Source organism: Saccharopolyspora dendranthemae, from assembly GCF_007829955.1.
Lineage (GTDB): Bacteria > Actinomycetota > Actinomycetes > Mycobacteriales > Pseudonocardiaceae > Saccharopolyspora > Saccharopolyspora dendranthemae.
Genome location: NZ_VIWX01000005.1, coordinates 517,793 through 543,205, shown reverse-complemented (window position 1 = coordinate 543,205; position 25,413 = coordinate 517,793). Strand labels below are relative to the sequence as shown.

Annotated in this window: 22 protein-coding genes and 2 tRNA genes; 9 read left to right on the top strand and 15 right to left on the bottom strand. The window is 69.1% G+C overall.

All coding sequences use genetic code 11. The features are described from left to right. Positions 1-99: 99 nt before the first annotated feature. The 3 genes from FHU35_RS24250 to FHU35_RS24240 all read right to left on the bottom strand — a co-directional run bounded on the left by FHU35_RS24250 (position 100) and on the right by FHU35_RS24240 (position 4,399). The gene (locus tag FHU35_RS24250; protein WP_145743633.1) at positions 100-2,064 is read right to left on the bottom strand and encodes a TIGR03960 family B12-binding radical SAM protein; all 1,965 of its coding nucleotides are present in this window, start codon (positions 2,062-2,064) and stop codon (positions 100-102) included. Positions 2,065-2,152: 88 nt separating this feature from the next. Next, positions 2,153-2,569: a nucleoside-diphosphate kinase gene (ndk, locus tag FHU35_RS24245; protein WP_145743631.1), complete on the bottom strand. Its 417-nt coding sequence runs from the start codon at positions 2,567-2,569 to the stop codon at positions 2,153-2,155. Positions 2,570-2,869: 300 nt separating this feature from the next. Beyond that, complete coding sequence (locus FHU35_RS24240; RefSeq protein WP_145743629.1) at positions 2,870-4,399, bottom strand: alkaline phosphatase D family protein; 1,530 nt, start codon at positions 4,397-4,399, stop codon at positions 2,870-2,872. A 168-nt stretch (positions 4,400-4,567) separates the two neighbouring features. Here FHU35_RS24240 and FHU35_RS24235 point away from each other — a divergent pair, with 168 nt between their 5' ends. Beyond that, positions 4,568-5,668, top strand: coding sequence for a zinc-binding dehydrogenase (locus tag FHU35_RS24235; RefSeq protein WP_145743627.1), 1,101 nt, complete (start codon positions 4,568-4,570; stop codon positions 5,666-5,668). Positions 5,669-5,927: 259 nt separating this feature from the next. Here FHU35_RS24235 and FHU35_RS24230 read toward each other — a convergent pair whose 3' ends face one another. The 5 genes from FHU35_RS24230 to FHU35_RS24215 form a co-directional block, all read right to left on the bottom strand. Beyond that, positions 5,928-6,392: a DUF4233 domain-containing protein gene (locus FHU35_RS24230; protein WP_246110539.1), complete on the bottom strand. Its 465-nt coding sequence runs from the start codon at positions 6,390-6,392 to the stop codon at positions 5,928-5,930. Continuing rightward, positions 6,389-7,747, bottom strand: a complete 1,359-nt coding sequence (gene folC / locus FHU35_RS24225) for a bifunctional tetrahydrofolate synthase/dihydrofolate synthase (RefSeq protein WP_186459596.1) — start codon at positions 7,745-7,747, stop codon at positions 6,389-6,391. Before folC ends, FHU35_RS24230 begins: the two co-directional genes overlap by 4 nt. A gap of 135 nt (positions 7,748-7,882) precedes the next feature. Further along, positions 7,883-10,534: a valine--tRNA ligase gene (locus FHU35_RS24220; RefSeq protein ID WP_145743623.1), complete on the bottom strand. Its 2,652-nt coding sequence runs from the start codon at positions 10,532-10,534 to the stop codon at positions 7,883-7,885. 128 nt (positions 10,535-10,662) lie between these two features. After that, positions 10,663-10,779 (bottom strand): MFS transporter small subunit, encoded by a 117-nt coding sequence (locus tag FHU35_RS30460; RefSeq protein WP_425474177.1) that lies wholly within the window; start codon positions 10,777-10,779, stop codon positions 10,663-10,665. Then, a complete protein-coding gene (locus FHU35_RS24215; RefSeq protein ID WP_145743621.1) occupies positions 10,776-12,113 on the bottom strand; it encodes an L-lactate MFS transporter in 1,338 nt (445 codons plus the stop codon). Before FHU35_RS24215 ends, FHU35_RS30460 begins: the two co-directional genes overlap by 4 nt. A 106-nt stretch (positions 12,114-12,219) precedes the next feature. Between FHU35_RS24215 and fdhD the strand changes: the two genes are divergently transcribed. Further along, the gene (fdhD, locus tag FHU35_RS24210) at positions 12,220-13,056 is read left to right on the top strand and encodes a formate dehydrogenase accessory sulfurtransferase FdhD (protein WP_145743619.1); all 837 of its coding nucleotides are present in this window, start codon (positions 12,220-12,222) and stop codon (positions 13,054-13,056) included. Positions 13,057-13,108: 52 nt separating this feature from the next. Beyond that, entirely contained in the window at positions 13,109-13,963 is an 855-nt protein-coding gene (locus tag FHU35_RS24205; RefSeq protein WP_246110538.1) for an alpha/beta hydrolase, read from the top strand. Between the two features lie 60 nt (positions 13,964-14,023). On the opposite strand, the gene FHU35_RS24200 is transcribed toward FHU35_RS24205, so the two are convergent. From FHU35_RS24200 to tig, 5 genes are all read right to left on the bottom strand, one after another. Then, on the bottom strand, positions 14,024-14,662 hold the full coding sequence (locus tag FHU35_RS24200; protein WP_145743617.1) for an RBBP9/YdeN family alpha/beta hydrolase: 639 nt from the start codon (positions 14,660-14,662) through the stop codon (positions 14,024-14,026). A 171-nt stretch (positions 14,663-14,833) separates the two neighbouring features. Further along, positions 14,834-16,114 (bottom strand): ATP-dependent Clp protease ATP-binding subunit ClpX, encoded by a 1,281-nt coding sequence (clpX, locus tag FHU35_RS24195; protein WP_145743615.1) that lies wholly within the window; start codon positions 16,112-16,114, stop codon positions 14,834-14,836. A 262-nt stretch (positions 16,115-16,376) separates the two neighbouring features. Then, a complete protein-coding gene (locus FHU35_RS24190; RefSeq protein ID WP_145743612.1) occupies positions 16,377-17,009 on the bottom strand; it encodes an ATP-dependent Clp protease proteolytic subunit in 633 nt (210 codons plus the stop codon). A 41-nt stretch (positions 17,010-17,050) separates the two neighbouring features. Further along, complete coding sequence (locus FHU35_RS24185; RefSeq protein WP_145743610.1) at positions 17,051-17,677, bottom strand: ClpP family protease; 627 nt, start codon at positions 17,675-17,677, stop codon at positions 17,051-17,053. A gap of 252 nt (positions 17,678-17,929) precedes the next feature. Continuing rightward, positions 17,930-19,336: a trigger factor gene (gene tig / locus FHU35_RS24180; RefSeq protein ID WP_145743607.1), complete on the bottom strand. Its 1,407-nt coding sequence runs from the start codon at positions 19,334-19,336 to the stop codon at positions 17,930-17,932. Positions 19,337-19,473: 137 nt separating this feature from the next. Between tig and FHU35_RS24175 the strand changes: the two genes are divergently transcribed. Then, the gene (locus tag FHU35_RS24175) at positions 19,474-19,677 is read left to right on the top strand and encodes a hypothetical protein (protein ID WP_145743605.1); all 204 of its coding nucleotides are present in this window, start codon (positions 19,474-19,476) and stop codon (positions 19,675-19,677) included. Between the two features lie 152 nt (positions 19,678-19,829). Here the strand turns inward: FHU35_RS24175 and FHU35_RS24170 are convergent. Continuing rightward, positions 19,830-19,903, bottom strand: a tRNA-Pro gene (locus FHU35_RS24170). Between the two features lie 127 nt (positions 19,904-20,030). On the opposite strand from FHU35_RS24170, the gene FHU35_RS24165 reads away from it, so the two are divergent. From FHU35_RS24165 to FHU35_RS29435, 5 genes are all read left to right on the top strand, one after another. Next, positions 20,031-20,101 (top strand) — tRNA-Gly (locus tag FHU35_RS24165). Positions 20,102-20,284: 183 nt separating this feature from the next. Then, positions 20,285-21,748 carry an MDR family MFS transporter gene (locus FHU35_RS24160; protein WP_145743603.1) on the top strand — a complete coding sequence of 488 codons (1,464 nt, stop codon included), beginning with the start codon at positions 20,285-20,287 and terminating at the stop codon, positions 21,746-21,748. A 60-nt stretch (positions 21,749-21,808) separates the two neighbouring features. Further along, entirely contained in the window at positions 21,809-22,435 is a 627-nt protein-coding gene (locus FHU35_RS24155) for a 2'-5' RNA ligase family protein (protein ID WP_145743601.1), read from the top strand. A gap of 43 nt (positions 22,436-22,478) precedes the next feature. Continuing rightward, entirely contained in the window at positions 22,479-23,657 is a 1,179-nt protein-coding gene (locus FHU35_RS24150; protein WP_145743599.1) for a GNAT family N-acetyltransferase, read from the top strand. A gap of 54 nt (positions 23,658-23,711) precedes the next feature. After that, a complete protein-coding gene (locus FHU35_RS29435; RefSeq protein ID WP_186459584.1) occupies positions 23,712-24,461 on the top strand; it encodes a hypothetical protein in 750 nt (249 codons plus the stop codon). A 126-nt stretch (positions 24,462-24,587) separates the two neighbouring features. Here the strand turns inward: FHU35_RS29435 and FHU35_RS24140 are convergent, their stop codons facing one another. Next, the gene (locus tag FHU35_RS24140) at positions 24,588-25,397 is read right to left on the bottom strand and encodes an Fpg/Nei family DNA glycosylase (protein WP_145743597.1); all 810 of its coding nucleotides are present in this window, start codon (positions 25,395-25,397) and stop codon (positions 24,588-24,590) included. Positions 25,398-25,413: the final 16 nt, after the last annotated feature.

The following is a 25,413-nucleotide window of genomic DNA, read 5'->3' as shown; positions in this document are numbered from 1 at the left end:
GACAACACCCAGCGGGAAGTTTTTCGACTCAGACCGTACCCGGCCGAGGGCTTCACGCACGTTCGTGCGCGGCCGCATGTTCGCGCACGAACACGCAGGTCAGCCGTTGGTGAACGCCGAGTTCCGCACCGGCGAGCCCTGCCCGACCGGCGAGATCGGCAGCAGGTTTCGCCCGGTCGGGCCGACCTCGATGTCGGTGCCCATCGTCGGGCACACACCGCAGTCGAAGCACGGCGTCCACCGGCAGTCGTCCTGCTCGCGAGCTTCCAGGGCGTCCTGCCAGTCGGCCCACAACCACTCCTTGTCCAGTCCGGAGTCCAGGTGGTCCCACGGCAGGATCTCGTGCTCGGTGCGCTCGCGGGTGGTGAACCAGGCCAGGTCGACGCCCACCTCGGCGAGCTCGGCCTCCGCGCAGTCCACCCAGCGCTCGTAGGAGAAGTGCTCGTTCCAGCCGTCGAAGCGGCCGCCCTCGCGCCACACCCGCTCGATGACCCGGCCCAGGCGGCGGTCACCGCGGGAGAGCAGTCCTTCGATCAGCGAGGGCTTGCCGTCGTGGTAGCGCATGCCGATGTTGCGACCCAGCGAGCGATCGGTGTTGATCGCCTCGCGGAGCTTGCGCAACCGGTCGTCGACGGTCTCCGGGTCGGTCTGCGAGGCCCACTGGAACGGGGTGTGCGGCTTGGGCACGAACCCGCCGATGGAGATCGTGCACCGGATGTCCTTGCGTCCGGACACCGCGCGACCAGCGCGGATGACCTCCTTGGCCATCTCGGCGATCTGCAGGACGTCGGTGTCCTCCTCGGTCGGCAGGCCGCACATGAAGTACAGCTTGACCTGCCGCCAGCCGTTGGCGAAGGCCGCCGAGACGGTGCGGATCAGGTCTTCCTCGGAGACCATCTTGTTGATCACCCGGCGGATCCGCTCGCTGCCGCCCTCGGGCGCGAAGGTGAGCCCGGAGCGGCGGCCGTTGCGGGACAGCTCGTTGGCCAGGTCGATGTTGAAGGCGTCCACCCGGGTCGACGGCAGCGACAGACCGGTGTTGGTGCCCTCGTAGCGGTCGGCGAGACCCTTGGTGACCTCGGCGATCTCGGAGTGATCGGCCGACGACAGCGACAGCAGGCCGACTTCCTCGAACCCGGTGTTCTCCAGGCCCCGCTGCACCATCTCGCCGATGCCCTCGATGGAGCGCTCGCGCACCGGACGGGTGATCATCCCGGCCTGGCAGAAGCGGCAGCCGCGGGTGCAGCCGCGGAAGATCTCCACGCTCATCCGCTCGTGCACGCTCTCGGCGAGCGGGACCAGCGGCTGCTTGGGGTACGGCCAGTCGTCGAGCTCCATCGTGGTGCGCTTGAACACCCGGTACGGGGCGCGCTCCTGGTTGGGCACGACCTCGGCGATACCGCCGTCCTCGGCGTAGCCGACGTCGTAGAACTTGGGGACGTAGACACCGCCGGACTCGGCCAGCCGCAGCAGCAGCTCGTCGCGACCACCCGGGCATCCCTCGTTCTTCCAGCGCCGGACGGCCTCGGTGATCTCCAGGACCGCTTCCTCGCCGTCGCCCAGCACGGCAGCGTCGAGGAAGTCGGCGATCGGCTCGGGGTTGAACGCGGCGTGCCCACCGGCCAGCACGATCGGGTGGTCGTCGGTGCGATCCACCGCGTGCAGCGGGATTCCGGCCAGGTCCAGCGCGCCGAGCAGGTTGGTGTAGCCGAGCTCGGTGGCGAAGCTGATGCCGAAGAGGTCGAAGGCGCCCACCGGGCGGTGCGCGTCCACGGTGAACTGCGGGATCCCGTTCTCGCGCATCAGCTCTTCGAGGTCCGGCCAGATCGCGTAGGCGCGCTCGGCGAGCACGTCCGGCTGCTCGTTGAGGACCTCGTAGAGGATCTGAACGCCCTGGTTGGGCAACCCGACCTCGTAGGCGTCGGGGTACATCAGGCACCACCGAACGGTGGTGTCCTCCCACGCCTTCACGGTCGAGTTGAGCTCGCCGCCCACGTACTGCACGGGCTTGGACACCCGAGCCAGCAGGGGCTCCAACCTGTCGAAAACGGACTCCGCAGCCACCCGACCAGGGTAGAGGTGCCTCGCCCGAGCGCCGACCGGGGGCGATTTCAGCCGGGCGATGCGCCCGGCTGATCGCCCTTCAGGGGTCTCAGGCACCCAACTCGGGGAACCAGAGCTTGAGCTCGCGGGCCGCCGACTCGGGCGAGTCCGAGCCGTGGACCAGGTTGAACTGGACCTCCAGACCGAAGTCGCCGCGGATGGAGCCCGGGGCGGCCTTCTCGACCGGGTGAGTACCGCCGGCCAGCTGGCGGAAGGCCGCGATGGCGTTGGTGCCCTCGACGCAGGCCGCCACGACCGGGCCACCGGTGATGAACTCGATCAGGCTCTCGAAGAACGGCTTGCCGTCGTGCTCGGCGTAGTGCTGCTCGGCGAGCTGGCGGTCGACGTTCTTGAGCTCCAGCGCGACCAGCTTCAGGCCCTTGCGCTCGATCCGGCTGATCACCTCACCGACGAGGCCTCGCTCCACACCGTCGGGCTTGACCAGCACCAGAGTGCGCTCGCTCACGTTCTCTCTCCTCACATCACGGTTGCGCCAGGCGCAGAGATCCCAGCGCCCGATTTGACCGCAAGCGTATCGACGCAGGTGAAGCCCTTACTCCCGGGGCCCGAATCGATCACTGCTTCCGATCTGATGACGGATTTCAACGGAGATCAGCATCCGGATCTCCCCTGAAATCGGGGCCCGAGGCCCTGGTACCCGAGGTCCCGTTTCCCCCGAACCTCGAACCCGCCCGATTCCCGCTGAAACCACGACCCGGAATTCCATGGAAATCCGTCTGGTGGCAGAGCCGGGACCTGGGTGGGGTCAGCGGGGGTCGAGGGTTTTGCTCCACAGGGAGGTGCCCTGCTGGTCTCGGAGGTCGACGGTGAGTCGTCCTGTGGCGCCGTCGATGGTGACCTCGCCGAAGTGCTGGAAGCCCTCCATCGGCGACGCGCCCTGGCGAGCGGGAGCGCTGACGAAGGCCATCTCCGGCCCGAAGGTCGGGTCCAGCTCGTTGGGACCGAAGGCACCCGCGTTGAGCGGCCCGGAGACGAACTCCCAGAACTCGTCGAAGCCGGTGAACGCGGCGCGCTGCGGCGAGTAGTTGATCGCCGCGGAGTAGTGCACGTCGGCGGTCAGCCAGACGACGTTGCGGACCTGCCGGCGACTGATCTCCTGCAGCACCCGCGCCAGCTCGGACTCGCGTCCGTTGGGGGCGCCCGGCAGACCGTTGGCGACGCCCTCGATCTTGTCCCCGTCCGGGACGATGACGCCGATCGGCATGTCCGAGGCGATGACCTTCCATGTCGCCCTCGATGCGGACAGCTCGCGGACCAGCCAGCGGGCCTGCTCGTCGCCGAGGATGCGCTCCGGTGCGGTTCCCGCGGAGTTCGGGTCGCGATAGCTGCGCATGTCCAGCACGAACACGTCCAGCAGCGGGCCGTGCGAGACCTTCCGGTAGACCCGTCCGTCGACGGCGTCCTGCCTGCGGATCGGCTGCCACTCGTGGAACGCCTGGAACGCGCGCTGGGCCAGCACGTCGACGCGCTTCTCGGTGTAGTCGTCGTCGTCCAGGATCTCGCCCGGGTACCAGTTGTTGGTGACCTCGTGGTCGTCCCACTGGATCAGCTGCGGGACGCGCGCGGCGAACGCGCGCACGTTCTCGTCGAGCAGGTTGTAGGCGAACTGCCCCCGGTACTCCGCGAGGGTTTCGGCGACCTTGGACTTCTCCGGGGTGACGACGTTGCGCCAGACCCGGCCGTCGGGCAGCGTCACCGACTCCTCCACCGGTCCATCGGCGTAGACGGTGTCCCCGCTGTGCAGGAAGAAGTCCGGTTCGCGGTCGGCCATCGCGCGGTAGATCGTCATGCCGCCGATGTCCGGGTTGATGCCCCAGCCCTGGCCGACGACGTCCCCGGACCACAGGAACCGCACGTCGCTGCGGTCCTGCGGCACGGTCCGGAAGCTGCCGGTCAGGCCCTCGCTGACGACCCTGCCGTCCAGGTCCTCCGCGGTGACCCGGTAGTGCACCTCATGACCCGCGGGGAGGCCGGAGAGCCGCAGCTCACCGGTGCCGTCGGTGTCGGGTGTCAAGGCCGGCCCGGGAACGCGCAGCGCGTCGCGGAAGTCCTCGCGGGCGGAGATCTCGACGAACATGCGGGACGGGCGGTCGGCCCGCGTCCACACCACGGCTCCGTCCGGGCGCGGATCGCCGAGCTGGACGCCGTGGGTCAGCACCGGACGTCCGGAACGGGCGAAGGCGGTGCCCGGCAGCAGCGCGCCCGCGGCCAGCAGGCCGGCACCGGTGGCTCCGCGGCGCAGCAGCTCGCGGCGGGAAAGGTTCTCGGCGGTCATGCCCCGGTTCTAGACCGGCCAGACCGCGCGGCGATCACCACAGGTGAACGGGCAGGTGAAACTTCGGTGTGCAGATCCCGCTTCCGCGCGGGCCCTGGTGCGCAGCGCGACGGACGGCTAGCTTCACGGCCGGAGAAACCGACTGGCCGGTCTGACGAGGAGGTCACGATGCGCGCCGCCGTGCACACCGCCGCCAACGCACCGCTGCAGATCGAGCAGCTGGGAGATCCGACGCCGAGGGCCGGGGAGGTCGCCATCGACGTGCACTCCTGCGGCGCCTGCCACAGCGATCTCCACGTGATGAAGGGCGAGCTGCCGTTCCCGACCCCGGCCGTGCTCGGCCACGAGGTCGCCGGCGTGATCTCCGAGCTGGGCTCCGGCGTGAGCGGGCTGTCGGTGGGCGATCCGGTCGTGACCAGCTTCATCATGCCGTGCGGCCAGTGCGGGCAGTGCTCCCGCGGCAACGAGGAGATCTGCGAGCGGTTCTTCCGGTTCAACCGCGGTCAGGGCAAGCTCTACGACGACGACACCCGGCTGCACCGCAGCGGCGGCGAACCGGTGTGGATGTACTCGCAGGGCGGGCTGGCCGAGCGCTGCGTGACGCCCGCGACCTCGGTGTACCGGGTTCCCGACGGGATCGAGCTCTCGGACGTGGCCTCGGTCGGGTGCTCGACGATGACCGCCTACGGCGCGCTCCGGCACGCGGCGAACGTGCAGGTCGGCGACACCGTCGCGGTGGTGGCCGCGGGTGGTGTGGGCTCGGCCCTGATCCAGCTGGCGGCCGTGTTCGGCGCGTCGACGATCATCGCGGTGGACATCAGCGAGGACAAGCTCGAAGGCGCCCGCCGGCTCGGCGCCACGCACACCGTCAACTCGTCCGAGGTGGACGCTCCCGCGGTGATCCGCGAGCTCACCGGAGGGCGCGGCGTGGACGTCGCGTTCGAGGCGCTGGGCGCGGTGCCCACCTTCAACGTCGCCCGGGACTCGGTCGTCGAGGGCGGCCAGGTGGTCGTGGTCGGCATCGCGGCCCGCGGCACGACCGGCGAGTTCGACCTCGCCACCATCGCCAGGCGCAAGCTGCAGATCAAGGGCTCCTACGGCGCGAAGCCCCGGCGCGACATGCCGGTGCTGCTCGACCTGGTCGCCCGGGGGCACCTGCGCCCGCAGGACGCCATCAGCCGCCGCTACCCCTTCGAGAAGGTCCAGGACGCCTTCGACGCCCTCAACCGCGGCGAGATCCTCGGCCGAGCCGTCGTCGACCTCGCCTGACCCGGGCGAAAGCCGCGCGATACTGGAATGGCCCCGAGGTTTCCGCAGGTAAAGGGCTAGGAGCTGTTGAGGAGTGCGGCGGAGCCGCTGTTTCAGGTGTGGGACTCAGCCCGCACCGCCGCGGGTTCTGAGCGCCTTCGTGGCGAGTACGCCGCCGACGCCGTGTATTGGCATACATCAGGAGCGGCGCACGGAGACCACGAAGGCGCTCAGGTTCCGCCACCCGCACCGCCACGCAGAAGAACTCCCGAACAAGCTCCTAGTCCGTGCCCTCCGGGTAGCCCGGGGGGTGGCCGAGCTGGTCGTAGAGCTGGCCCTCGCGCATGCGCTTGGCGATGTCCTTGCGCAGGTGCAGGACGTAGGCCCAGATCAGCGCGAAGATCGCGCCCATGATGCCGATCGAGACGTGGATGAAGGCGCACAGGATCATGGCCACCTGCAGCGCCAGCGCGAACCCCAGCCCCCAGGGGCGGCGCTGCACGAAGGCGGCCGCCAGCATCAGCACCGACAGCACGATGACGATCACGAAGCCGGCGCTGGAGACTCCCGCGCCGAACTTCCACACCACCGGCAGCGCCAGCAGGAACGTGATGAACTCCAGCGCCAGGGTGGCCGCCATGATGCCGCGCAAGCCCTTCCACGGGTCCCGCACGCCCTCCGGCGCCTCCGGCAGGCCCTTCTCAGGCTCCGATTCCTCGGCCACGACCGCTCCCGTCTCGCTCACGCGGGCTCCTTGCCGAACAGGGCGCGGGCCTCTCCCGCGGTCACCACGGATCCGGTGATCACGACACCTCCGCCGGACACCGACTCGCCCGGGTCGTCGGTCTCCTCCGCCAGCTGGATCGCCTGCTCGACCGCGTTGTCCAGCCGGGGCTCGACCATGATCCGGTCCTGCCCGAAGATGTCCAGCGCGATCCCCGCCAGCTCGTCCGGGTCCAGCGAGCGCGGCGAGGAGTTGCGGGTCAGCACCAGCTCCTCCACCACCGGCTCCAGCTCGGCCAGGATGCCGCGCGCGTCCTTGTCGCCCAGCACGCCGACCACCGCGACGAGCTTGCGGAAGCTGAACTCCGAGCTCAGCGCGTCGGCCAGCGCGCGGGTGCCGTGCGGGTTGTGGGCGGCGTCGACGAGCACCGTCGGTGCCGCCCGCACGCGCTCCAGCCTGCCGGGCACGATGACCGAGGCGAACCCGGAGCGGATCCGGTCCACGTCCAGCTGACGATCGGCACCGGCGCCGAAGAACGCCTCGACGGCCGCCAGCGCCAGCGCCGCGTTGCGGGCCTGGTGCTCGCCGTGCAGCGGCAGGAAGATCTCGTCGTAGACACCGCCGAGGCCCTGCAGCTTCAGCAGCTGACCGCCGACCGCGACGGTCCGCTCCAGCACGCCGAACTCCTGGCCCTCGCGCGCCACGGTCGCGTCGACCTCGGCGATCCGGTTCATGATCTCCTGCTGCGCCTCGACGGGCTGGGAGGCCATGACCACGACCGACTCCGGCTTGATGATTCCGGCCTTCTCCCGGGCGATCCCGGCGATGTCGGTGCCGAGGTACTCGGCGTGGTCGAGCGCGACCGGGCAGATCACCGCGATCTTGGCGTCGGCGACGTTGGTGGCGTCCCAGCTGCCGCCGAGCCCGACCTCCACGACCCCGGCGTCGACCGGGGCGTCCGCGAACGCCGCGTAGGCCATGCCGGTGAGCACCTCGAACTTGCTCATCCTGACGTCGCTCTGGGAGTCCACGATGGACACGTAGGGAGCGACGTCGCGGTACGCCTCGACGTACCCGGCGGGGCTGATCGGGGCGCCGTCGACACCGATGCGCTCGGTCGCGAGCTGCAGGTGCGGGCTGGTGTAGCGGCCGGTGCGCAGTTCGAGCCCGGTCAGCAGCGCGTCGATGATGCGCGTCGTGGACGACTTGCCGTTGGTGCCCGCGATCTGAACGACCGGATAGTTGCTCTGGGGTTCGGCGAGCAGGTCGGTGAGCGCGCGGATGCGATCCAGCGACGGCTCGATCTTGGTCTCCGGCCAGCGTTCGTTGAGCTCGGCCTCCACCACGCGCAACTCGTGCAACGCACCGGGATCCATGCCGGTCAAGTGCCCACTCCCCTGCCAACGACGAAAATGCCGAGGTTGAAGTCTACGTCTCTCCTGGTGAGCGGCCGCCCAGCCCCGCTCAGCACGACGAGGGGCCCTCCGAAGAGGACCCCTCGTCGACGTGCGTCAGCCCTGCGGGAGGGCTTCCAGCCGGGCGGTGATGCGCGCGATGTCGGACTCCGCGACCTCGCGGCGGGCCTTGATCTTGTCGACCACGTCGGCCGGCGCCTTGTCCAGGAACGCCTGGTTGCCGAGCTTCTTGTCGGCTCCGGACAGCTCCTTCTCCGCGGCGGCGAGGTCCTTGGCGAGGCGCTTGCGCTCGGCCTCGACGTCGACCGCGCCGGAGAGGTCCAGCTCGACGTCGACGGTCCCGCCCGCCAGGCCGACCTCGATGGAGGCCGAGGAGGTGAAGTCGTCCCCCGCCTCGGTCACCTTCGCCAGCGACCGCACGGCGGCCACGTGCTCGGCCAGACCCAGCTGCTCGACCCCGCCAAGCCGCGCCGCCACCTTCTGGCCGGGCTTGAGGCCCTGGTCGGAGCGGAACCGGCGGATCTCGGTGATCAGCTTCTGGGTCGCCGAGATCCGGTCGGCGGCACCGCTGTCGGCTTCAGCACCGGTGGCCTTCGGCCAGTCGGCGATCACCACGGACTCGCGGCCGGTCAGCGCCGTCCACAGGGTCTCGGTGAGGAACGGGATCGTCGGGTGCAGCAGGCGCAGCAGCACGTCGAGGACGTGCCCGAGGACCTCGCGGGTGCTCTCGACCCGCTCCTGCGAACCATCCATCTGGACCTTGGACAGCTCCAGGTACCAGTCGCAGAACTCGTCCCACGTGAAGTGGTAGAGCGCCTCGGTCGCCTTGGCGAACTGGAAGTCCTCCAGCATGTCGTCCACGTGGGACACCAGGGCGTCGAGGCGGTCGAGGATCCAGAGATCCGCGTCCGTCAGCGACTCCCGCCGCAGCTCGGACGACGGCACGCGGGCACCGTTCATCAGAGCGAACTTGGTGGCGTTGAACAGCTTCGTGCCGAAGCTGCGGGACGCCGAGACCCACTCCTCGCTGATCGGCGAATCGGTGCCCGGGTTGGCTCCGCGCGCGAGGGTGAACCGCAGCGCGTCGGTGCCGTAGGTGTCCATCCACTCGATCGGATCGACGGTGTTGCCCGCGGACTTCGACATCTTCTTGCCGTGCGCGTCGCGGACCATGCCGTGCAGCGCGATGGTCTTGAACGGAACGGCCTCGGCCGGGTCCCGGTCCTTCATCGCGTACAGGCCCATCATCATCATCCGGACGACCCAGAAGAAGAGGATGTCGTAGCCGGTGACCAGCACGGACGTCGGGTAGAACTTCTCCAGCTCCGGGGTCTCGTCGGGCCAGCCCATCGTGGAGAACGGCCACAGGCCGGAGGAGAACCAGGTGTCGAGGACGTCCTCGTCCTGGCGCCAGCCCTCGCCCTGCGGCGGCTCCTCGTCGGGGCCGACGCACACGACCTCGCCGCCCGGTCCGTACCAGATCGGGATCCGGTGGCCCCACCACAGCTGCCGGGAGATGGCCCAGTCGTGCAGGTTGTCGACCCAGTCGAAGTAGCGCTTCGACATCTCCGGCGGGTGCACGGCGACCCGGCCGTCGCGCACGGCGTCGCCTGCGGCCTGCGCCAGCGGGCCCACCTTGACGAACCACTGCAGCGACAGCCGCGGCTCGATCGGCTCCTTGGAGCGCGAGCTGTGGCCGACGCTGTGCAGGTAGGGCCGCTTCTCTGCGACGATGCGGTCCTGCTCGCGCAGTGCCTCGCGCACCGCCACCCGGGCCTCGAAGCGGTCCATGCCGTCGAAGCGGGTTCCGGTGTGGGCGATGCGGCCCTGCTCGTCCATGATCGTGAGCATCGGCAGGTCGTGCCGCTTGCCGATCTCGAAGTCGTTCGGGTCGTGCGCCGGGGTCACCTTGACCGCACCCGTGCCGAACTCCGGGTCGACGTGCTCGTCGGGCACGATCGGGATCTTGCGGCCGGTCAGCGGCAGCTCGACCTCGGTGCCGACGACGTGCTGGTAGCGCTGGTCGTCGGGGTGCACCGCGATGGCGGTGTCGCCGAGCATCGTCTCGACCCGCGTGGTGGCCACCACGATCGAGTCGTCACCGTCGCCGTAGCGCATGGAGACGAGCTCGCCCTCGACCTCCTTGTGCTCCACCTCGATGTCGGAGATCGCGGTGCGCATCTCGGGCGACCAGTTGACCAGCCGCTCGGCGCGGTAGATCAGGCCGTCGTCGTAGAGGTTCTTGAAGATCGTCTGGACGGCGCGGGACAGGCCGTCGTCCATGGTGAAGCGCTCGCGGGACCAGTCGACGCTGTCACCGAGGCGACGCATCTGCGACAGGATCGCTCCGCCGTGCTTGTCCTTCCACTGCCAGACGCGCTCCAGGAACTTCTCGCGGCCCAGCTCGCGGTGGTCGACGCCCTCCTCGCGCAGCTGCTTCTCGACCAGCGCCTGCACCGCGATGCTGGCGTGATCCATGCCCGGCAGCCAGAGGGCCTCGTAGCCCTGCATGCGGCGACGCCGGGTGAGGATGTCCATCAGGGTGTGCTCGAAGGCGTGCCCGATGTGCAGGCTGCCGGTGACGTTCGGCGGCGGGATGACGATCGTGAACGGCGGCTTGTCGCTGTGGGGGTCGGCGGTGAAGTACTCGGCGGCTACCCAGCGCTCGTACAGCTCTGCCTCTACGTCGGCCGGGTTCCAGGACGACGGGAGTTCACGGTTGGCTGCGGCTGCGTGGGTCTGTGTCACACGCCGAATTCTACGAGTGCCCGGATGGCGTCCCGCCCGGGCATACCACCGCCCGCCCGCAGCGCAGAAGTGACGCGCAGCACGAGGGCGCGGCCCGCTGCGAGCCGCGCCCTCCCACACCCGTCAGGTCAGCCGGTGAAGAGCTTGGTGACCTTGGTGATGAGCTCGTAGAGGCCGTAGAGGAACGGGACACCCACCCAGAGCCAGGCGATGACCAGGAGGACTTGGCGGTTCGTGGACGTCACTCGTCCGCTCCCTTCACCGGTTCGTGGAACTTCGGGTCGACCGGCCGGATCAGCTCGTTGGCGATGAACCCGACAACGAGCAGCCCGATCATGATGTAGAGCGAGACCGCGTACAGATCAGGGCCCTTCGCGCCGCCCGCTTCCTGCGCGTCGGCCACGGCGTTGACGATCAGCGGTCCGAGCACGCCGGCCACCGACCACGCCGTGAGCAGCCGGCCGTGGATCGCGCCGACCTGCAGGTTGCCGAAGAGGTCCTTCAAGTACGCGGGCGCGGTGGAGAAGCCCCCGCCGTAGAACGACAGGATCAGGATCGCGCACAGCACGAACACCGGGACGCCGGTCGCGCCGAACAGCAGGATTCCCAGGTACAGCAGCGTTCCGCCGCCCAGGTAGAGCCGGTAGATGTTCTTGCGCCCCACCACGTCCGATGCGGAGGACCACACGAACCGACCGGCCATGTTGGTCAGCGACAGCAACGCCACGAACCCTGCCGCCGCTCCGGTGGCCACCGGGGTCGTGCTGTTGGAGAAGAAGCCCACGATCATCGGCGAAGCCTTCTCCAGGATGCCGATGCCCGCGGTGACGTTGCAGCACAGGATGATCCACAGCAACCAGAACTGCGGGGTGCGCAAGGCGTTCTTGGCCGTCACGTCGGCCGTGGTGATCATCGGCTTGGCGACCTGCTCGGGCATCGACTTCGGCTTCCAGCCCGGAGCCGGGGTGCGCACCAGCAGCGCGCCCAGCGACATGAACACCGCGTAGACCACGCCGTGCACCAGGAACGTCTGCGCGATTCCGGAGCGGTCCTCGCCGAAGGTGTCCAGCATCTGCGTCGACCACGGCGAGGCGATCAGCGCACCGCCGCCGAAACCCATGATGGCGATGCCGGTGGCCATGCCCGGCCGGTCCGGGAACCACTTCATCAGCGTCGACACCGGCGAGATGTAGCCGATTCCCAGCCCGATGCCGCCCACGAAGCCGTAGCCGAGCACCACCAGCCAGTACTGGCCCAGCGCGACGCCGAGCGACGAGATCAGGAACCCCAGCGAGAAGCAGACCGTCGAGACGGTCATGGCCCAGCGCGGACCGCGCCTCTCCACCATCGTGCCGCCCAGCGCGGCCGACAGGCCCAGCATCACGATGCCCAGCTGGAACGGCAGCGCGCTCAAGGTGCCCGACAGGCCCAGGGCGTCCTCCAGCGGAGGCTTGAACACGCTCCACGCGTAGACCTGCCCGATCGACAGGTGCACCGCCAGCGCTGCCGGTGGGATCAGCCATCTGCTCCAGTCCGGTGGAGCGACTGTTCGACTGGGTGAAAGCAGCCCTGAAACCATTGGGCCTCCCGGCTTCGCGACGTTGATCAGCGCGCCGAGCATACTGTTGGGAACGGCCTCGAATGCCCCATCTCATTCAAACCGAAACAAAGTTCGAGGAGGGCCCATGGGACGCGTCACCGTGCGACGACCGGTGCTTCGGATCGCCGCGAACGGCAAGCGGACCAGGCCGGACACGCTCGCCGCCGAGGAGCCCCTCGAGATCCGCGTGAACGGCAAGCCGCTGTCTGTGACCATGCGCACACCGGGTCACGACGTCGAACTGGCACACGGTTTCCTGCTGACCGAGGGCGTCATCACCGATCGCGAGCAGCTGGCCACCGCCCGCTACTGCGACAGCCCCGGACCCGACGGGCGCAACACCTACAACGTCCTCGACATCGCGCTGGCCCCCGGCGTTCCGATGCCGGACGCCTCGGTGGAGCGCAACTTCTACACGACGTCGTCCTGCGGGGTGTGCGGCAAGGCCGCGCTGGACTCGGTGAAGCTGCGCACCCAGCACTCCCCCGCCTCCGATCCGCTGAGCATCGACGCCGAAACCCTCATCGGGCTGCCCGACGCGCTGCGCGCGGCCCAGCGGGTCTTCGACTCCACCGGAGGGCTGCACGCGGCGGGCCTGTTCGACTCCCGCGGCGAGCTGCTGGTGGCGCGGGAGGACGTGGGCAGGCACAACGCGGTGGACAAGGTGATGGGCTGGGCCCTCATGGAACGCCGCGTACCGCTGACCGGCTGCGTGCTGATGGTGTCCGGCCGGGCGTCGTTCGAGCTGGTGCAGAAGGCCGCGATGGCCGGTGTGCCGATGCTCTCAGCCGTGTCCGCACCGTCCTCACTGGCCGCGGACCTGGCCGAGGAGCAAGGCATGACCCTCATCGGCTTCCTGCGCGGATCCTCGATGAACGTCTACACGGGACAGGAGCGTGTGGCGAGCGTCGAATCCGCGTGACGGACCGCGTCCGCGCTTGGGATGATGGGCGGGGCTTCGAGGAGGACTGGTTTTGCCGCACCGACGATCGATCGGCGGCCCGCTGTCGCGGCGCACGCTGCTGACCTCAGGGGTCGCCGGACTCGCGGCGACCGGTCTCGGGCTGAGCACCGACAGCACGACGCACCAGGTCGAGCAGCGCGTCTCGCTCGCCAAGAACGTCTCCGTGGAACGGCGCTACTCCGAAGCCCGCAAGCAGCACGTGGACATGGTGGCGATCCACCCGGCGGGCGTGTCTCCGCGAGGGCTTCCGGTGTGCCTGATGCTGCACGGGCGGTTCGGCGACGCTCTGGACTCGGTCGCCGGCCTGCCCATGTGGCTTTCGAACTCCGTTGCGGCCGGTCGCATTCCGCCGTTCACGCTGCTGTCCGTGGACGGTGGTCCGAACAACTACTGGCACCGCCGTCCCGACGACGACGCGATGAGCATGCTGCTCGAAGAGGTACCGCGGTGGCTGGCCGAGCGCGGCTTGAGCAGGCCGATCGCGGCCGCGGGGATCTCGATGGGCGGTTTCGGCGCCCTGGTCTACGCGCGGCGCCGCCGCGAACTCGGCGAGCCGCTGCGCGCCGCGGGCGTGGTCGCGCCCGCCCTGCACACGAACTGGCGCGAGATGCGCAAACGACGCGCGTTCACCAACGAGGCGGAGTGGACGGCGATCGACCCGCTGCGCCACGTCAAGAGCCTCGGTGACCTGCCGGTCGGCGTCTGGTGCGGCAACGGCGACCGCTTCATCGACGGCACCCGCCGCTTCATCCGGCTGGCCGACCCCACCTACGCCTCGACGAGCCCGGGACGCCACAACAAGACCTACTTCCGCAAGGCGCTGCCCGAACTCGTCGACTTCATCGGCGGCCACATCAGCCCCTGAGCTCACCTGCACCGACGACTCGCCGGAGCTCATCCGATTTCCAGTGAACTCCGTCGTGCTTCAGACCAGGCGGAGTCCCTCTTGGGAGCGACCCGCGGTGTAGGCGTCGCCGTCGAAGCGGTCGTGGAGCGGGACCGAGCCGTAGAGGGTCCAGCGCAGCACCGAGGGCCAAGGACCGTAGCCCGCGTCCGTGTTGAGGTGCCCGCCGTCGAGGATCACGTCCATCTCCACCTGCAGGTCCTCGGCGAGGGCGTGGGCGCGGTGCATCGGCAGGTAGGCGTCACCGGTACCGACCACCAAGCGGGTCATGCCTGCCGCGCGGCGCAGCGACGTCGCGTCCGCCGGATACGGGGTGATGTCGCGGGCGTCCGGGTGGTCCCACTCCGCGTCCGGCGGGGCGACCAGCAGGACCCGATCCGCGCGGCGGTCATCAGGATCGACCGTGGCCGCGTGGTGCAACCACAGCGCCACCCCGCACGAGTGCGCGGCCACCACGAGCTCCGCTTCCGGCGGCACCGCCGCGAGACGTTCGCGCAGCACCGGCAGCCAGCGGCCGAGATCGGGCCGATCCGGGTCCGGCAGCACCGGCGCGTGCACCGTCGCGTCGTGGTCGCGGAGCTGTCCCGCCAGCCACGGCTGCCAATGCCAGGGCCCGGCACCGGTCATCCCGTGGACCAGCAGAACGTGCATGTCGCTCATGGCAGGCACTCCCGGATTCGTCGTTGCCACCCATCAATATCAACTATTCACCGCGGCGCCGCAGATCGTGGCACCGGGTGCCCGAGACTCGCCCGGAATGACCGCTTCGAGTGATCGCGCGCAAAAGCACCCCGTGCCGGAACCAGCACGGGGTGCTCGTGAAGAGAGGGATCAGGCGGACTTCTCGCGACGCTCCCGACGCGAGGCCTGCCGGGCGACGATCGTCGGGTTCACGTTCTCCCGAACGGTCTGCTCGGTGATCACGACCTTGGCGACGTCCGAGCGGCTCGGGATGTCGTACATGACCGGCAGCAGGACCTCTTCCAGGATCGCGCGCAGACCGCGCGCCCCGGTGCCCCGCAGGATGGCCTGATCGGCAATGGCCTCCAGCGCCGTCTTGGTGAACTCCAGCTCCACGTTGTCCATCTCGAACAAGCGCTTGTACTGCTTCACCAGGGCGTTGCGCGGCTCGGTGAGGATCTGCACCAGCGACGGCTTGTCGAGGTTGGTGACGCTGGCCATCGTGGGAAGACGACCGATGAACTCGGGGATCAAGCCGTACTTGATCAGGTCCTCGGGCATCACGTCGGAGAAGTAGTCGGCGGTGTCGACGTCGCTCTTGGACCGCAGCTCCGCGCCGAAACCGACGCTGTGCTTGCCGACCCGCTCCTCGACGATCTTCTCCAGCCCGGCGAACGCGCCGGCCACGACGAACAGCACGTTCGTGGTGTCGATCTGGATGAACTCCTGGTGCGGGTGCTTGCGGCCGCCCTGCGGCGGAACGCTCGCGGTGGTGCCCTCCAGGATCTTCAGCAGCGCCTGCTGCACGCCCTCGCCGGAGACGTCACGGGTGATCGACGGGTTCTCGCTCTTGCGAGCGATCTTGTCGACCTCGTCGATGTAGATGATGCCGGTCTCGGCGCGCTTGACGTCGTAGTCGGCGGCCTGGATCAGCTTCAGCAGGATGTTCTCGACGTCCTCGCCCACGTAGCCGGCCTCGGTCAGCGCCGTGGCGTCGGCGATCGCGAAGGGCACGTTGAGCATCTTGGCCAGGGTCTGCGCCAGGTACGTCTTGCCGCAGCCGGTCGGACCGAGCATCAGGATGTTGGACTTGGCCAGTTCGACGGCCTCTTCACCACGCGCCTCGCGCCGCTCACCGGCCTGGATGCGCTTGTAGTGGTTGTAGACCGCGACCGAGAGGTTGCGCTTGGCCGGATCTTGCCCGATGACGTACTGGTCGAGGAACTCGTGGATCTCCGCGGGCTTGGGCAGCTCGTCGAGCTTGACCTCACCGGCCTCCGCCAGCTCCTCTTCTATGATCTCGTTGCAGAGATCGATGCACTCATCGCAGATGTACACGCCGGGGCCGGCGATGAGTTTTTTCACCTGCTTCTGGCTCTTCCCGCAGAAGGAGCACTTCAGCAGGTCGCCGCCGTCACCGATACGTGCCATGACCGCTGACCCCGTCCCCTCCGGCACGCCCTCCGAACAGCGTGCCTGACCGTATGTGCCTTCGACGGTACCTGTCGTTCCCCGAGTTCGGGGAGACTCACAGTGTCCGTCATCGCCGTGCGTGCTGTGACCAGCGTCGCGCTCGGCGTGTCGCGATCCCGGCGGCCGGGCGTGGCGCCCGCACCACCGTCAGGACCACCGACCGGAACTCGCGCAGCCGGAACGTTTCCCGGGGGCGCGCAGCCCCCGGGGAACGCCGACGTCAGGACTGCTGCTGGGAGAGCTTCCGGTACGGCACGACCTCGTCGATGATGCCGTACTCCTTGGCCTGCTCAGCCGTGAGGATCTTGTCGCGGTCGACGTCCTCGTGCACCTGCTCCTGGGAGCGCTTGGTGTGCTTGGCCAGCGAGGACTCCATCAGGTCGCGCATCCGCTGCACCTCGGCGGCCTGGATCTCCAGGTCGGAGACCTGACCGTAGATGCCTTCCACGGACGGCTGGTGGATCAGCACGCGAGAGTTCGGCAGCGCCTGGCGCTTGCCCTCGGTGCCCGCGGCCAGCAGCACCGCCGCCGCCGAAGCCGCCTGGCCCAGGCAGATGGTGCGCACGTCGGGCCGCACGTACTGGATGGTGTCGTAGATGGCCATCATCGCGGTGAACGAGCCACCGGGGGAGTTGATGTACATCTGGATCTCGCGGTCCGGGTCGTCGGACTCCAGGAACAGCAGCTGCGCCATCACGTCGTTGGCCGACGCGTCGTCGACCTGGACGCCGAGGAAGACGATGCGCTCCTCGAACAGCTTGTTGTACGGGTTGGACTCCTTGACCCCGTACGCGGTGCGCTCGACGAACGACGGCAGCACGTACCGGGACTGCAACGACTGGTAAGGGTTCACGACGGGTGACTCCTCGTAACTAGGTCCGGGTGCGGGGTTGATCAGCTGGTCGGCAGGTTCGCCGCGCTCGCCACGTAGTCCACGAGCCCGTAGTCGCGAGCTTCCTCGGCGGTGAACCACCGGTCCCGGTCGAAGTCGGCCATGATCGTCTCGACGGACTTGCCCGTCTGCCCGGCGATCAGGCCCGCCATCTCCTCCTTGTGCTTGGAGAACATCTTGGCCTGGATCGCGATGTCAGCCGCGGTTCCGCCCAGTCCGGCGGAGGGCTGGTGCATCATGATCCGGGCGTGCGGCAGCGCGAAGCGCTTGCCCTTGGCACCCGCGGAGAGCAGGAACTGCCCCATCGACGCGGCCATGCCCATCGCGACGGTGGCCACGTCGGGCTTGATGAGTTCCATGGTGTCGTAGATCGCCATGCCCGCGGTGACCGAACCACCCGGCGAGTTGATGTACAACGAAATGTCGCGGTCCGGGTCCTCGGCCGCCAGCAGCAGCAGCTGCGAGCAGATCTGGTTCGAGATGTTCTCCTCGACCTGGGAGCCGAGGACGATGATCCGCTCCCGCAGCAGCCGCTCGAAAACCGAGTCGTTGAGCGAGAGTCCGTTCGTGCCCGTCCGCATGGACGGCGCCTGCGCGTCGGACGCCGGAACAGTCAGGTGCTGCGTCACGTCTCCCTGCCTTCTCCCACAATGGGCCCTTGTCCACCCTGGCCGCTCGGGTCTTGCCGGAGCTCGCCGCAGTCCTTCCAATGTGGACCCGACGAACGACCGGGCGTCCTCGCTGACCGCAGGGTGATGTCCTGCTTCCCTACTCGGGTGATCCGCTACAACCGACCCTAACGAACGTGGACGGCACCAGCTTCCCAGTACCGCCCACGTTCGCTTAGAGCATGCATATCAAGTTGTCCGGCGAGAGCCGGGTCACTCCGACTTGGTGTCGGCCTTCGCCTCGACCTCGGTGGACTCGGCGGTGTCACCCTCGACGACCTCGGGGGTCCCCTCGTCCTCCTGCGGGCCGAACAGCTCGTCCATGTCCAGCGCGGTGCCGGCGGAGTCGGTCACGGTGGCCTGGCGGACCACCGAGAACAGCGCCTTGCTGCGTCGGACGTCGGCGAACAGCGCGCCGATCTGGCCGGACTCCTGGGCCTGCTGGACGAACTGGTCCGGGCTCATGCCGAAGCGCTGCGCCTGGTAGATGATCCGCTGCGTCAGCTCTTCGTCCGAGACCGACACGCCCTCTTCATCGGCGATGGTGTCCAGCACCAGCTGGGTGCGGACGGCCTTCTCGGCCTCTTCGCGGGTCTCGGCGTCGAACTGCTCGCGGTTCTTGTCCTGCGTCTCGAGCCAAGCCTCGAAGGCCTTCTCGTCGTGGTCGAACGGGTGCACCGCGTCGTGCTGGCGCGCCTCGATCTCCTGCTCGACGACCTTCTCCGGGAGCGGGACCTCGATGGTCTCCAGCAGCACGTCCAGGATCTTGTCCCGGGCCTGCATGCCCTGCTCCATCTTCTTGACCCGGCCCAGGCGCTCGCGCAGGTCGGCGATCAGCTCGTCGATCGTGTCGAACTCGCTGGCCATCTGAGCGAACTCGTCGTCGGCCTCCGGCAGCTGGCGCTCCTTGATGGAGTTCACCTTCACCGAGACCTCGGCGTCCTTGCCCGCGTACTCACCCGCCACCAGCTTGGTGGTGAAGGTCTTCGTCTCGCCCTCGGTCGCGCCGATCACCGCGTCGTCGATGCCCTCGACGAGCTGGCCCGAGCCGATCTCGTACGACAGACCCGAGGTCTGGGCGTCCTCGACCTCTTCCCCGTCGACCGTGGCCGACAGGTCGATGCTGAGGAAGTCGCCCTCCTGCGCGGGACGCTCGACGCCGGCCAGGGTGCCGAAACGAGCGCGCAGCGAGTCCAGCTGCTCGTTGACGTCCTCTTCCGCGACCTCGACGTCGTCAACGCTCACCGACAGCTCGCCGAAGGCGGGGATGGTGATCTCCGGACGGACGTCGACCTCGGCGGTGAACGCGATCTCCGCGCCGTCCTCGATCTTGGTCACCTCGATGTCCGGGCGACCGAGGGTGCGCAGCTCGTCGCTGTTGACAGCCTCCAGGTACTTGGCCGGAACCGCCTCGTTGACGACCTCGTCGAGCACGGGTCCACGACCGACGCGGCTCTCCAGGACCCGTGCCGGGACCTTCCCCGGCCGGAAGCCGGGGATGCGGACCTGCTGGGCGAGTGCCTTGTACGCGCGGTCGAAGTTCGGCTTGAGCTCGTCGAACGGCACCTCGACGTTGATCCGGACGCGCGTCGGGCTCAGGTGCTCGACGGTGCTCTTCACGTGGTCTCCTAGTGCGAACGTGCTTGATTCCCCGGCGCTGGCTTCAGGGCGCGGCCAAACACCACGTCCAATGCCGGGCTGACCACCGAGTCTATTGCTTCCCGCCGGGGGACACGGTCTGGGGTTGCGAGAAGGGCGTGAACGTGCCCGCTCAGCCGCTGGCCGGGCCAGCTCAGCGCGCGGGTGGAACCCCCGGGCCGGTGGGCGTCACAGCGGTCACGATCCCCACCGCCGGGGACGACGCCGGTGCGGCGGGCGGGCCGGGAACCCACAGGGAGACGGCGACCAGCCCCACCACGGCTGCGCACAGCACCGCACACACCACCGCAGCCGACCGCTGAACGCCGGGTCCGGCCAGAATCGCATCACGCACGCCTGGGAAATCGGTGTTGTTCACCAGGTCGTTACCGCGAGGCCCGCCAAGACCGGGACGCACCGCCCGGGAGAAGCAAAACCGGCCACTCGCGAGAGCTGCGAGCGGCCGGCTGACACGTCGGGGTGGCGGGATTTGAACCCACGACCCCTCGCACCCAAAGCGAGTGCGCTACCAATCTGCGCCACACCCCGTCCGACGTGCGACGCGCCCGGATCAACCGGGTGCGTTGCGAAGAGCCTATCGCGACCGGTTAAGCTGTGGCACGCAAGGTCGTCAACGGCCCGCTGAGCACTCGCGGGGAACAGGCGAAACCGGCACGCGGGCGTAGCTCAATGGTAGAGCCCCAGTCTTCCAAACTGGCTACGCGGGTTCGATTCCCGTCGCCCGCTCAGAACAGGGCGGAGTTCCCCGGTCGACGAATCGGGACTCCGCCCTTCTTGTTGTCCGGGTCCTTCCCCGTGGTGCGGTTTGGGCTGTTGAGACGCCTGTGGTCTGCGTCGAAACCATTTTGGGTATCGCGAGCACGTGGGGGATGCTGAAGGCGTTTCCGATTCGTCATGTCGGGGGGATTCGTGCGGCGACTCGAGTACAAGTGGCTGGTCGGCATCACGTTCGTGCTGGCGCTGATCATGCAGATCCTGGACGTCACGATCTTGAACGTGGCGCTGGCGACGCTGGGCCGCGAGTTCCGGGTCGACCCCGCACAGCTGCAGTGGGTGCTGACCGGCTACATGATCAGCCTCGCGGTGTTCATCCCGTCCTCCGGATGGATCGCCGACCGCTTCGGGAGCAAGAAGACCTTCCAGGCCGCGGTGATCATCTTCACCCTCGCCTCCATGCTGTGCGGGATGGCCGTGTCCATGGAGATGCTCATCGGTTCGCGCATCCTCCAAGGCGTCGGCGGCGGCATGCTCGTGCCCGTGGGGCAGGCCATGATGTTCCGCGCCTTCCCGGCGCACGAGCGAGCCAAGGCCGGGGCGGTGCTGTCCATCCCGATCACCGTCGCCCCGATGCTCGGGCCCTTGATCGGCGGTGTCCTGGTGGAGTACGCGAGCTGGCGGTGGATCTTCTTCATCAACCTGCCGGTCGGGGCGCTCGCGCTGCTGTTCACCTTCCTGTTCCTCAAGGAGGAGACGACCCGCGACCCCGGCCGCTTCGACGTGCCCGGGTTCGTGCTCGCCGGTACCGGCCTGGCCACCCTGCTCGTCGGTCTGGACCAGGGCGCGCAGATCGGCTGGGCCGCGCCGGCCGTGTGGCTGAGCCTCATCGCCTCGGTGCTGCTCATCGGCGGGCTCGTGTGGCGCGAGCTGCGCGTCGAGTCCCCGATGCTCGACCTCAGGCTGCTGGGCGACCGGCTGTTCGGCACCGGCAACCTGCTGCTGCTGGCCATGACCGGCGCGATGTTCAGCGTGCTGTTCCTCATCCCGCTCTACCTGCAGACGTTGCGCGGGGTGTCGCCGATGTTCGCGGGGTTGACGATGATGCCGCAGGCCATCGCGATGCTGGCCACCACGCAGGTCGTCAGCCGGGTCTACGGGCGCATCGGCCCCAAGCGGCTCGTGCTCGCCGGCTTCGCGGTCCAGCTGATCATCGGCGGACTGCTGCAGGTGCAGAACCTGAGCACACCGCTGTGGGCGCTCGGCCTGCTGCTGGCCACCCAGGGAGTGGCGATGGGCCTGCTGATGACCCCCGTCCAGACCGCCACGTTCGCCGCGATCTCCGGCCCTGCGATGGGCATGGCCAGCTCGATGTTCAACGTCACCCGCCAGGTCGCCACCGCCCTGGGCACCGCTGTCGTGGCGACCGTGCTCACCATGCTCATGCAGCACAACCAATCCACTGTGGACCCCTCCGCACCAGCGATGGTGGCTGATGCGCAGCTGGGCGCGTTCCACGGTGCCTTCCTGGTCTCGGCGGCCTTCGCGGTGCTGGGTATTGTGCTGACATTGCGGGTGCGCGACGCCGATGCCGCGGCCACTCTCGACCGCCCGAAAGCCGCAGCACGGCAGGGTGAACCCGAGCCTTCCGAGCCGTGAGATAGGTCAAGCGCGCCCCACTTCCGGACACGTCCGGGCACTATGTGAGGGGTGACCGACATGCCACATGCCGATCAGGTTCGCAATCACACGCGCTGGCGCACCGACTGGCACGCGGGCCGCACCGGCTACGCCTGGGTGCTGCCGCTGGCCGACCAGCCCGGTCTGCGTAAACTGGTCAACGACTACCAGTACGCGCTGCGCGACCTGCCCGGATTCGACCTCGTCCCGCTGGAATGGATGCACATCCTCGTGCAGGAGATCGGCTTCACCGACGAGGTGGACTCCTCCCGCATCGACACGCTGCTGGAGGCCACCCGCCCGAAGCTCGCCGGGGTGCTCCCGCTCACGCTGGCGTTCCACCACGCGGTCGTGCTGCCCGAGTCGCTGGCGCTGCCCGCTGAACCGCAGTCCAGCGTCCTCGACCTGCGGGCCGCCGTCCGCGACGCCACCTCCGAGGTCCTGGGCCCCGACGCGGTCCCGTCCGAGCCCGAGGACATCGACAAGCACGTCAGCCTCGCCCACTCCACCACCGACGGTCCGGCGATCTTCGCCATCGCAACCCTGCAGGCCACCATCGTCGAATCGGCCACCGCGAAGGTCTCGGCGTTGTCGCTGGTCAAGATGAGCCGCGACCACTCCAGCACCGAGTGGGAGACGATCGCCGAGGTCCCGCTGGGCGGCTGAAAAAGCGGTCGCTTCGATTCCGCTGGGGCGGTACCAATGCTCCATGGGGAATCTTGAAGCGAGGAAGCTCGACGCTGCCGAGAAGGATGCCTTCCCGGCGGTGTTCGGGGCCGCTTTCCTGGAGGACACCGAGGCCGACCTGACCCGGTTCCGCCCACTCGTCCCGTTCATCACCGCGCTGGGGGTCTGCGACGGCGCGGAGATGATCGGGGTAGCCGGTCACTACGACCTCACGATCACGCTGCCCGGCGGGCGCTCCTCGCCGCTGGCCGGGGTGACCACCGTCGGCGTCAGGCCCGGTCACCGCCGACGCGGCGTGCTGTCCTCGCTGATGCGCCGGCAGCTCGACGACCTGCGCGAATCGGGCGTCGCGCTGGCGGCGCTCTACGCCTCCGAGGGGGCCATCTACGGCCGCTTCGGCTACGGCATGGCGACCTTCGAGAACCACCTCTCGCTGCCCACCGGCGCCCGCTTCCGCGCCGACGTCGAGATCGACGAGCGGCCGGTGCGCGAGGTCGCCCGGGATCGCGCGCTGCCGGTCATCCACGAGCAGCACGCCCGCGTCGCGGCCGACCGGATCGGCTGGACCGGGCGCGGGGACGGGTCGTGGGAGCCGCTGGAGCACATGCGCCAGGGGCGCCAGGGCCGGAACCCCTCCCGCTACGCGCTGCACCCCGCAGGCCACGTGATCTACCGGCCGACGCAGCGGTGGACCGAGCTGGGACCGGACTACCAGCTGGAGGTCACCCACCTTGTGGCTGAGACGCCGCAGGCCTACGCCGCGCTGTGGCGGTACCTGACCGAGTTCGACCTGGTCCGCACGGTGTTCTGGGGCAAAGCGGCCATCAACGAGCCGGTCGTGCACCTGCTGACCGACCCGCGCTCGGCCGAGCAGCGGATCGTCGACGGGCTGTGGCTGCGGCTGATCGACGTGCCCGCTGCGTTGGCCGCCCGCGAGCTCCCTGGCGACGTCGTCCTGGAGGTCACCGACTCGTTCTGCCCGTGGAACGAGGGCCGATGGCGGCTCAGCGGTGAGTCCACGACCGCCCCGGCTCAGCTGGCGCTGGACGTCGCCGACCTGGCCGCCGCCTACCTCGGCGGGACCACGCTGCTCCAGCTCGCCGCCGCCGGGCGGGTGCGTGAGCTCGAGCCGGGTGCGCTGACTGCCGCGTCCCGCGCGCTGGCCACCGACCTGCCCCCGAGCTGCCCCGACGCCTTCTAGCACTGCGCCCGCGCGAGTACCGTCGAGAGCAACGGCGTCCCCGAGGAGGCAGGGATGACCAGTGCACTCGTCTTTCTCCTGATCGCGCTCGTCGTGCTGGGCGCCGCCGTGTGGTGGTCCCGGCAGAAGGTGCTCGACCACCAGCGCAAGCAGTTGGCCGACGACAAGGCCGAGGCCAGGCGCTGGGTCGAGCGGCTGGGCGGGCAGGTGCTCAACCTCATCGGCACCAACGACGCCGCCAAGCAGGCGCTCGCCGATGCGTCCGAGCGGCACGGCGCCGCGCTCACCCAGCTCGACCAGGCCACGACGTCCAAGCAGGCCCGGCTGACGTCCGAGTCGGCGATGGAGGGCCTGCACTACGTGCGCGCCGCGCGCGAGGCGATGGACATGGATCCGGGACCCGAGCTCCCGGCGCTGTCCGGCCAGCGGTACGCGGGTCACGTCAGCGAGGACCGCGAGGTCGAGGTCGACGGCCGGACGCAGGTCGCTTCACCGCATCCGAGCGAGCGCACGCCGCACTACTACCCCGGCGGCACGGTGGCGGGGAAACCCGTTCCGCAGGGCTGGTACAGCGAACCGTGGTGGAAGCCGGCCATGGCGGCGGGGATGTGGACCGCCGGGTCGTACGTGCTGATGTCGGCGATGTTCATGGGGATGGCCAGCGTCCCCGCCGAGGCCGCCTACGCCGACGGCTTCGCGGACGGCGCGGGTGCCGACGGCATGGGCCCCGACGGCATGGGCGACCCGGGCACCTTCGACGGCGGAGGTATGGACGGCTTCGACTTCGGCGGCTTCGGCTTCTAGGTCACCCCGTCCCAGTTTTAGTCCAAACTGAGCGGGCAAAACGGACATGATCATGGCTCGGTTTGGACTAAAACTGGGACTTGGTGAGCAACGGCTCCCTCGCGGCGGCCGCCGGCACTCTCCCCGCTAGGCGGTTTGGCAGGTGGGGCACCAGTAGAGGTTGCGGGCGGCGAGGTCCTCCGTGACGACCTCATCGCCGCAGATCAGGCAGGGCATCCCGGCGCGGCGGTAGACGTAGACCTCACCGCCGTGGCGGTCCTGGCGCGGTGCTCGGCCGGTGGCCTCCGGCAGGTGTTCCGGGCGGACGGTGTCGATGCGTCCGACCTTGACCCCGTCGGCCATCAGCGCCGCCAGGTCGTCCCAGACCAGCTCCCACCGCTCCCGCCCGAGATCGCGGCCCGCCGTCATGGGCGGGATGCCGTGGCGGAACAGGACTTCGGCCCGGTAGACGTTGCCGACACCGGACAGGACCTTCTGGTCCATCAGGAGCGCGGCGATGCTGGTCCGCGACTTCGAGATCCGCGCCCACGCCCGCTCCGGTTCGGCGTCGGTCCGCAGCGGGTCCGGTCCGAGCCGGTCGCGCACGGCGGTGACCTCGTCAGGGGTGAGCAGTTCACACCGGGTGGGGCCGCGCAGGTCCGCGAAGTGGGTCCGGCCGACGACGCGCATCCGCACCTGGCCGCGAGGCTCACTCGCCGGCAGTTCCGTCTCGGTGAACGTCCCGTAGAGCCCGAGGTGGACGTGCACGACGCGGTCACCGGCGTAGCGGTGGAACAGGTGCTTGCCGTGCGCCTCGGCCCGCTCGAACAGGGCTCCGTCCAGCAACGCCGCGCTGGAGGCGAAGCGGCCCTGCGGGCTGCTGACCCGGACCGCGGCGCCCGCGAACAGCTCCTGGTGCACCCCGGCGAGCCGGTGCAGCGTGTGGCCTTCGGGCACGTCCCCGTCCTCCCGA

Excerpts from the sequence above, each read along its gene's own strand:
- FHU35_RS24235 (WP_145743627.1), top strand. The coding sequence starts at position 4,568 with ATGCGCGCCGCCGTGCACACCGCCGCCAACGCACCGCTGCAGATCGAG.
- clpX (WP_145743615.1), bottom strand. The coding sequence starts at position 16,114 with ATGGCACGTATCGGTGACGGCGGCGACCTGCTGAAGTGCTCCTTCTGC.
- FHU35_RS24155 (WP_145743601.1), top strand. The coding sequence starts at position 21,809 with ATGCCACATGCCGATCAGGTTCGCAATCACACGCGCTGGCGCACCGAC.
- fdhD (WP_145743619.1), top strand. The coding sequence starts at position 12,220 with ATGGGACGCGTCACCGTGCGACGACCGGTGCTTCGGATCGCCGCGAAC.
- FHU35_RS24150 (WP_145743599.1), top strand. The coding sequence starts at position 22,479 with ATGGGGAATCTTGAAGCGAGGAAGCTCGACGCTGCCGAGAAGGATGCC.
- FHU35_RS24240 (WP_145743629.1), bottom strand. The coding sequence starts at position 4,399 with ATGACCGCCGAGAACCTTTCCCGCCGCGAGCTGCTGCGCCGCGGAGCC.
- FHU35_RS24200 (WP_145743617.1), bottom strand. The coding sequence starts at position 14,662 with ATGAGCGACATGCACGTTCTGCTGGTCCACGGGATGACCGGTGCCGGG.
- FHU35_RS29435 (WP_186459584.1), top strand. The coding sequence starts at position 23,712 with ATGACCAGTGCACTCGTCTTTCTCCTGATCGCGCTCGTCGTGCTGGGC.
- FHU35_RS24215 (WP_145743621.1), bottom strand. The coding sequence starts at position 12,113 with ATGGTTTCAGGGCTGCTTTCACCCAGTCGAACAGTCGCTCCACCGGAC.
- folC (WP_186459596.1), bottom strand. The coding sequence starts at position 7,747 with ATGGATCCCGGTGCGTTGCACGAGTTGCGCGTGGTGGAGGCCGAGCTC.